At 60.5% G+C, this 8,421-nt stretch carries 5 protein-coding genes and 1 pseudogene; 5 read left to right on the forward strand and 1 reads right to left on the reverse strand.

Annotation, left to right across the window (positions count from 1 at the left end; translation table 11 throughout):
* Positions 1 to 70 precede the first annotated feature (70 nt).
* From PCS43_RS31180 to PCS43_RS31200, 5 genes are all read left to right on the forward strand, one after another.
* Entirely contained in the window at positions 71 to 5,380 is a 5,310-nt protein-coding gene (locus tag PCS43_RS31180; protein WP_270923200.1) for a telomere-binding protein, read from the forward strand.
* Entirely contained in the window at positions 5,380 to 6,111 is a 732-nt protein-coding gene (locus PCS43_RS31185) for a hypothetical protein (protein ID WP_003942446.1), read from the forward strand. The genes PCS43_RS31180 and PCS43_RS31185 overlap by 1 nt, the downstream gene beginning before the upstream one ends.
* 6 nt (positions 6,112 to 6,117) lie before the next feature.
* Positions 6,118 to 6,750 (forward strand): hypothetical protein, encoded by a 633-nt coding sequence (locus PCS43_RS31190; protein WP_270923201.1) that lies wholly within the window; start codon positions 6,118 to 6,120, stop codon positions 6,748 to 6,750.
* Positions 6,751 to 6,769: 19 nt separating this feature from the next.
* A complete protein-coding gene (locus tag PCS43_RS31195) occupies positions 6,770 to 6,904 on the forward strand; it encodes a hypothetical protein (protein WP_270923202.1) in 135 nt (44 codons plus the stop codon).
* An 89-nt stretch (positions 6,905 to 6,993) separates the two neighbouring features.
* On the forward strand, positions 6,994 to 7,476 hold the full coding sequence (locus PCS43_RS31200; protein WP_270923203.1) for a hypothetical protein: 483 nt from the start codon (positions 6,994 to 6,996) through the stop codon (positions 7,474 to 7,476).
* A gap of 60 nt (positions 7,477 to 7,536) precedes the next feature.
* Here PCS43_RS31200 and PCS43_RS31205 read toward each other — a convergent pair.
* Positions 7,537 to 8,421: pseudogene (locus PCS43_RS31205) on the reverse strand (DUF4365 domain-containing protein); the annotation flags it as partial.

Here is an 8,421-nt window from a genome sequence, read left to right on the forward strand (position 1 = left end):
TTATGGCCATTCTAACCAAATCCCGAGCACACTCGCCATCCTTGGCGACGAGTGTCGCTGAGGCAATCGCATGACGGCGGCTGCATCGAGCGGCGCAGCGACCGGCCCTATGTCGTCGTTCGACCGCGTGCGCAACGCGGTCGACTCCAATGGCGGGGTCCAACACCGAGGCCCTCACGAGTTGATGGCCTTGTGCCCTGTCCACGCGGACCGACATGCGTCTTTGTCAGTGAGCTGGGTCAACGGTCATCGCGGCGGCATGGTGCTTTTGCACTGCCACGGCTGCAACGCCTCTGCCACGGAAATTGCCGAGGGCCTGGGCCTGACCATGGGCGATCTGTTCGACGAACCGCTTCCTGAGCGCGATGCACTCACTCGGGTCGGCCGTTCGACTCAGCAACGGAGTGCGGGCCGACGACGCCCTAAAGGCGGGCGGTTGCCAGCTCGAATCGCCGTAGCTGCACCATCCCCAGAGGTTGAGCACAGCTGGGATCGAGTCAAGGTCTACCCATACGTGTCTGCGGACGGCACCGTCGTCCAAGAAGTCATTCGTGAGGAATGCAGTTCCTGTGACGGCGCACGTCACAAGCAGTTCCGGCAGTTGTTTGTCAGTGCCAACGGCACCCGACTCAAGCGCAAGCCCGAAGGTTTCGAATCTGTCCTCTATCGACTTCCCGCCCTGTTGTCTGCCTTGGCCGACCGGTCACCGGTCTGGTTGCTCGAAGGGGAGAAGGATGTCGAGACCGCCGAGAATTTGGGTCAGGTCGCGACCACCAATGCGCAGGGTGGGCTGAACTTTCCCGTTGCCTGCGCTGAGCTCTTCGAAGGTGCAGAGGTCCGCGTCGTTCTCGATCGAGATGGCGCCGGATGGAAGCGCGGCATAGAACTTGCGTCATTGCTGGGCGGAGTCGGCGCCCAGGTTCAACTGTTACTCCCTGCCACAGTCACCCCGAAGTCTGATTTCACCGACCACGTCGAAGCTGGGCTGTGGTCGGACGAGGACGAGTGGGGTGGGTTTACTCCGGTCCGTCCAGGAGAAGTCGCCGCACATAGCTTCGCTGCTGACGTGGTCGAAAAGCAGACCCTTGTCGAGGTCGCGCTCGCCGAGGCTGCAGCGCGTGTCGATCTAGCTGACACGCAGGTCGAGTCCGACGAAGAGTTGGTACGCGCTCAGCGCTGGGCTCTGGAGGCTGAGCGCCGTTTTGAGCATCTGAGCGAGCTCGTGGACAAAGTCGTTCAGCAGGCAGCCGAGGAAGGCACCGAGTGGGCCGGCGAAGCCGTCGAGTCCGCGACGATTGCTTGGAATGCTGCACGGGTGGCGGCGCGAGCTGCTCACGAGATCGCAGGCGTCGCGATCCCTCCACTGCTGCAGGATCCGGAGCTCGAACCCACGCCAGTCACTGAAGCTGGCGCGGACGAGGCCACCACAGCGAACGGCCCGTCTGCGACGTCGGTCGTGGTTCTCAATGGCATCCGCGGAACCAATTTCATCGCCCCTGTCTATCGAATCATCGAAGGAAACCTCGTCGAGATCGTCACCAGAAAAGACGGCGATCAGCAGGCAAAGCTGGTGCTGGACATCGATGCTCGCATCGTCGAGATGGAATATCTCGAAGTCACCGACGATGGGGTGGACGTCGACGAGCCTGATTTGATGGGCCGCGAAGCGATGGCCGGTCAGAACGAAATTAACCCAGCCTCGCCGCAGGAGCTGACTGCGGTAATCATCGGATACACGCATCCGGACAGCCGCGAGTTTCTGCGGATCCGGATCCCGGCAAAGGAGTACCGGGACTGCGCGTGGGTGGAAACTCTGCCAGGCCCTCCTGCTTACGACAGCCGTCCTAGCGGCGTTGCAAAGCTTCGTGACGCACTCAAAGGCGCTGGCGGACGCGAGATTCGGCGCGTTGTACGGTATCGATCCACCGGGTGGCGACGGGACGAGCAAGGAAAATACTTCTTCGTACACGCCGGTGGTGCCATCGACGCAAATGGCGGACGAGTGGCGCCGGTCCTCCTGACCGGGCCTTTGAGGATGTACGACTTGCCGGCACCCAGTCCGGATCCTCAGCGGATCCGGGAGGCGTTTTTGCTGCACTCCGCCTCGATGCTCGAACGAACACCCACCCGAGTCTCGGCAGCACTTCTCGGCCACGTCTTCCGGTCCGCGCTCGGCCCGAACCCTTGGGTGCTCGCTCTGATCGGCTCCCCTGGCAGTTACAAGACCTCGATCGCCTCCCTTGTGATGCACCACTGGGGAGAAAAATGGGACCGTCGGCGCCCAGCGACATCGATGTCCGGCAACGGTGACACCTTGAATGCGTTACGCATCAAACTCAACGCCGCGAAAGACGCCTTGTACTGGGCAGATGATGTCGCTCCGACGCGCGATTTTGGTGCTGCACAGAAGTCTCTCGAAGAGTTCGCCCGACTCGTTCACAATGGCGAGCAGAGGAGCCGCAGCACCAGGGACGGTCTCGGAGTCCTCGATGGCACACCGCCGCGGGCGTCAGCTCTGATCACGTCTGAAGTCATGCCGCGCCCTGGATCGGGAGCCCAGCGAATGCTGGTCGTCCCCCTTCAGGCTGCCGAGATCGACCTCGAAGAGCTCAAGCGGCTCGACGGCGCCGACTCTCGGCACGGGCGGGCTCTCCTGATGGCAAGCTTCTTGCAGTGGCTGTGCCCACGGCTGGAGGAAATTCGCGAAGAAGCATTCGCCGAGGGAAACACCTACGGCAACCAGCTGCGCGATAGTGGCGAAAGCGTCCGCCAGGCAGATGCTTTGGGCTCCTTGTGGGCTGGATGGCACGCGATGTCACGCTTTCTCGTCGATATCGGCGCCTTGACAGAAGGGGAAGTTGCGCAAACCGGCGACCTTGTCACTCTCGGATTGTCCGATGCCGCAACAGCTTCGACTGACCCCGATCTTCCGATGCGTACCGGCGGACGAGTGCGCGAGCTGCTGGTACACGCATTGCAGACTGGTTTGGCGTTTGTCGAAGATGTCGAAACCGGGGAAGCGCCGGAATGGCCGTTGGCCAGCCGACTGGGTTGGCGCCGAAGTTCGATGGGCGTCAGCAACGACGGAGCTCAGCGGTGGCGCGAGGAAGCCCGCGGTATCCGTCTGGGTTATGTCGTGTCGAACCCTCGGCCGTGCGACGGGGACCCGCAGCTGCTTCTGGAATTGACCGGACTCGAGCAGGTACTCAAGGCCGCCGGCGGAACGATGACAGACGGACTGCAAATCGATCGCGGTACGGCGTCGAGGGCGTTGTACGACGAAGGTGTGCTGATCGCGGAAGAGCGAAAAGGACGGATGCCCCGCTACACCGTGCAGCGCATGATCAAGTGCGAGAACCGGCGTCAGCGCATGGTCGCTCTCCGGCTGGACAAACTTTTCGGCAACGACGGTCCCGACAATATCGATCCCGAATCCGGATGGGGCGGGCCAACGGACCCGACGCCCGATGATCAGCCCACCGACCAGCCGACTTCGAGCCACTCCGTGATTCCGGATCTCTTCGAGGGCTGGCTGAGTAGTCCAACCAGTCCAGGACACGGAGTAGCTTCGACTGATTCGTCCACCGAAGCAAAGAGCCTGACCAGCTCGATTACCGACAAGGAGCCTGAAATGGCGATTGAAACCGATGCAGAGGGATTCTCCGCAGACGGGTTCCAGATCTCACCTACATCTACCTGCGCTCTCTGCCATGGCGACGAAGCTGGCTGGGAGATCGACGGACTCGTGATGCACCTCCCGTGCTGGTGGCAGAGCACCGCCGCTTCTCGGGCGATTGCAGCTGGCACAACCGGAAATCAGGAAGAAATCACGCCAGCTCCCGAACCTTCACCGCCGGTAGCGCCGGCACCGAAAGCCACTGAGACTCGCACGAAGGTAGTGAAGACGACCGGCAAGGAGAAGGCGGCCGCGTTCACTGCGCCTGCTGCAGTACTCGATGTCGACGGAGTGTGGCTGCCGGACGGCAGTCGTCACGAGCTGGCTACTCCGATCGCTCATGTCGGAGATGTCGCCGAGTTGGTCACGACGCTGAATCTCGGGACGTGGACGTCTGACACGTGGTCTGTGCCTGGTCAGATCTGGATCACCGATGCGATGGCCCAGAAAGTTGGCATTGACACCAGCACGTTGGGAAAACGCAACAGGAATGATCGACTCAAGGAGCTGTCGGCCGAATCTGCATTTGTGACTGATGCACTGGCTCAGGGGTGGCAGCTTGGCGGGCAGCCGGGTGACCGGCTAGGGACCTGGACTCGTGTGTGGCGAGGCGAGGCACGCGGCGTGTGGGTAGCTCTGATCTCCGGGATGAGCCAGGACCCGAAAGAGATGCCCGTACTTGGTGACTCTCCTACCGCAGCCACGTTGGCAAGGCGGCTTGCGTTGTTGGCCGGGGCACTCCGATTCCCGTGGGCTGTGAGTCCCGCATCGACCGGGATCGACTTGATGATCGCTGCCCGTCCCAAGGAATGGAAGCGGATCTTCGCGCCGTCCGATTCGGATTTTGCGAAGAAGTTCCAGATCTTCGAAGCCGATATCGACTGGTCGCGAACCCTTTCCGATTCAGAGGTGAAATGCCGCTATGTTCATGCCTTCGATCGCGGCGGTTCCTATGCTGCCGGTATTGCTGGTCTCGAATTGCCGATCGGGGAGCCAGAGCATCACCCAGATGGGATGGCGTTCGATCGCAAGCTTCCCGGGTACTGGCTGATCGAGATCCCCGACGCAGCGGACTGGCGTTACCCGAATCCCTTGAATCCGATGGGGCTGTCTATCTCCGAACCGAAGTGGGTGACCACTCCGACTCTCGAACGCGCTGCACAACTCGGTTACGAGCCGGAGATCTTGGAAGCGTTCGTCTGGCGAGATCACGGGCGAGTTCTGGTGCCCTGGTACGAACGCATTCGCGATGCGCGAACCGCCTTGGATATCGAGAGGGATACCGACGCACTGTTGGCGCGTGAGCAGAACAAAGTGATCTACACGCACACCATTGGCATGCTCAACTCCGACATGCATTTGGCCGGGCGACCCGGCTACTCGCCCGAGCGACACCACCACATTGTCGCCAAATCTCGCGCGAACATCATGTATCGGATCGCGAAGATCGGCGAGGACAGCGGAGTGTGGCCTGTAGCGGTCACCAAAGACACCGTCCTGTACGTCTCCGACGAGCGCGATCCACAATTGGCCTGGCCTGGAGATCAGAAGCAGTTCGGGCGAGGGTTCGGGAACTACAAGCCGGAAGGATCGGCACTGTTATCCGACCACCTGCAGTATTTGGACGGCAAAGGCTATCGGGGAAAGTCGGAGCTGATTGCCCCGAACGAATGGGCAGCTAGTGCGGAGGGGAGTGATTCCTGATGGCACGCAACCCACTCAGTAGGGCGTCGTATTCGCGCATCGCAGACAGTCTTTCCGACTTCGGGTCTGTCGTGGCCGGCCGAATCAACATCTCGCGAGCAGCCAAAGAGCTTCGTGTCACTCAGACTGCCATCCGGGAAGTCTTGAGGGGGGAACGAGGAAAACTTCAGGGGGAGTTCTTCGGGAAGTTGACCGGCCGGCAAGGGGCCGACATTTCCGGACAGCCAAATGCGTCGAACCTGAAGGCTCAGCTGCTGGCCGCTTACGGACCGGGAAAGCGCAGCGAAATCAACACCGCTGCAGCGGCACGTGATTTGGGTGTCTCCAAACGAACAGTCGAGCGTTGGCTGGCTCCCGAAGGCCGACAGCGAATTGCGAAGCCACGCACCGAAACCCTGAATGCACTGGCCCGCAAAGCGAAACAATCCGCGTCCACTCGAACCTCACGTAAAGAAGCGATGTCGAGCGTACGCAGCAGCGCACGAGGAAAAGCACTGTCGAACTTCGGTGGGAAAATCAAGATCGACGCCGTACAGGGGCCCGGCACCCGAGAGTATGCGCGCGACCGAATGATCACCTTGGCCCTGACACCCGACCAGGTTGAATCCATGTGGAGCGCCTACGAAAATGGGGGCGACAAGGGAATGATCAATTGGATGAACAGCCGAGCCCAAGACTATGTCGGTGGCTGGGAGTTCTACCAAATCAATAGCTTCGACGTGGAACGGTAACGAGCGATGCCCTCTCGGCGAGGACCGCGGTGGACACGCAAGCGACTCGAAATGATGCTCCGGACTTGTTACGGCGAGACCGAACGCGGGGGAGTGGACCTCGCGGGCGTCGCCGAGGCTTGCGGGGTATCCACGCGCACCGTGCGACGGTGGCTTTCTGGCACCAATCGCCAGCTTGCGGCGATCCCTTCTGCTCGGTTGGCGCAGTTGCGTCTGCCGGCGCCGGATTCGGAACTACGCAGCCAGCAACAAGCCGACTACGCCCGTGACGCCATAACCTCGATCGCACTACCAAAAGGTCGAGGAATTTTGCCAGCGTGGCGTGATCGTGGATGGCTCGATACGCACGTGGTTGCGATCGTGGACCTCGCGGGCACGCCGTGGCGGCAGGTTGTCATCAGTAACGGTTCAGCGCGGTCGATGAAGGAGTTCCGCCGTAGAGGCTCCATCGTCGACCTCACAACGCTGCCGACCCGTTTCCATGGTGTTGTACTTGCCCACGAGGTCCTGCAGGAGGTGGAGCCATGGCGTGTGCACCCTCGCTCTGAAATCCTGCCTCAAGGCCGAACCCAGGTCTGGTCCGATGACGCCCCGGCTGTCGATCTTGCGGTGTTAGCTGTGGCAAGAGAACTGAAATGAACGACAGATAAGGATGAACATGAATCCCACCAGCAGTGCAATCGAAGCTCGCGTCAGCGCGGTGCTGTCCGAGTTCTTGATCGATGACCAGGCAGGGGCGTCGCCGGCCGGCGCGACTGATGTGTCGTGGCCGGCGGAGAACATTCCGTCGTGATCGAATCCGTAGGCCCACAGCCCTGGCAACGCGTCAAAGATCCACAGCCATTGCCGACGGCATCGAAGCCGGCGCTCCTGGCGGGGCACTTGCGCGACCTCGATGACGAAGCGTTAGGCCGGTTGATCCGTGACCACCTCGTGCCGCTCGACTCCGAACGCGGATATCGGGTGCGGTGGAACAGTTTCTGGGCGGCCTTGGGTTTCGACCCAGTTCTACGAGAACGTGCCACCACTATCATCAATGGGTTTCTGGACCTGGCCGAGTCCGCGCTCGCGGCAGATGATCAGGATGCCAATCAGGCCAAACGGACCGGGAAATTCTTCGACCGATGCGAAGGTGCATTGGATCGCATTCTCAACCGCGCAGACGAACCACTGGCTTGGGCCGGCGCCGCCGCTGCATCGTTCAATCCGGCTGCACGGATCGTGATCGACAAGCTGATCTCCGCCATTGATCAACACCGCCGCGATTGCGACAATGAAAACCTCTGGGCGGCAATCGATCACATCAAAACTGAAGATCTAGGCACTTCAGCACCGCGGCTCCGTCGCTCTCAATATCGAGAGTGACGGAGCCTGGTTTCGAAACTCGACCTCTTGCAATCCTCGGCCCTAGCTCGTGAGGTTCACTCAAAGTTCCCGTTTTGCGTCATATTCAGCGACGGCTCGTCGCACGTCCGCAGACACGTTTTCGCGGAGCATGCCAACCACCTGGTCAGTCTCGACATCAGGTGGTGATGAATTGACTATGTTCGCAACCATCTGCGCCACCAACGTCCCTTCATTTGAGAGAAGCCGACTAATCAGCTTGAGGCGGATAGCATCTCCATCTTCCGGCGTTGTTCGGGCTATCTGATTAGCGATAACGGCGCGCACCCACGGATCCCTGTCTCGGGACATCGCCACGAGCGTGTCGTAGCGGCCAGACAGTCCCTTGCCGACAACAACCTCGACCGCCGCTGCACGCTGATGCGCGTTGCCCTGCAAAAGATCCCATAGTTCTTCATCTGAAATTGCGGCTGGACGAAGGGCAGCCAATGCACTCGCTGCCCGGCCTCGAACATCTTCATTTCGGAAGAACGGATGGGTCGACGGCGGTGTAACCATCAGATCATGGAGCGGCGGGACGAGCCTGTCGACCACTTCAGTAGGGATACGCTTGCTATGTCCCCTCAAACCCTTCAATGATTTCGTCAGGTGAGAACGGAAAGGCGAAGGGGTAGTGAACAGTTCCGAGATAGGTTCCCACACAGCAACCTCTGGATGCCAGGCGTTAAGCAGTATCAGCGTTGCCGCGAAATCTGAGCCTCCAATGTTGCGGCTTCCGTTCGTCAGATCAAGAATTTGTTGTTCAATTCCCGAGACTAACTTGTCGATCACCGTCTTCACCGTATCGGCGTCAAGATCTCGAACGTCGCCGAATGCATCGAGAGCTAGGTGTTGTGGGTATGGACGTTGCTGACGCGGGACTGAAGTAGACGGGCTGGTCCTCGGCGCGAGAATGGGAATTGCGAA

Source organism: Rhodococcus sp. C-2 (assembly GCF_027854095.1).
Taxonomy (GTDB): domain Bacteria; phylum Actinomycetota; class Actinomycetes; order Mycobacteriales; family Mycobacteriaceae; genus Rhodococcus_F; species Rhodococcus_F qingshengii.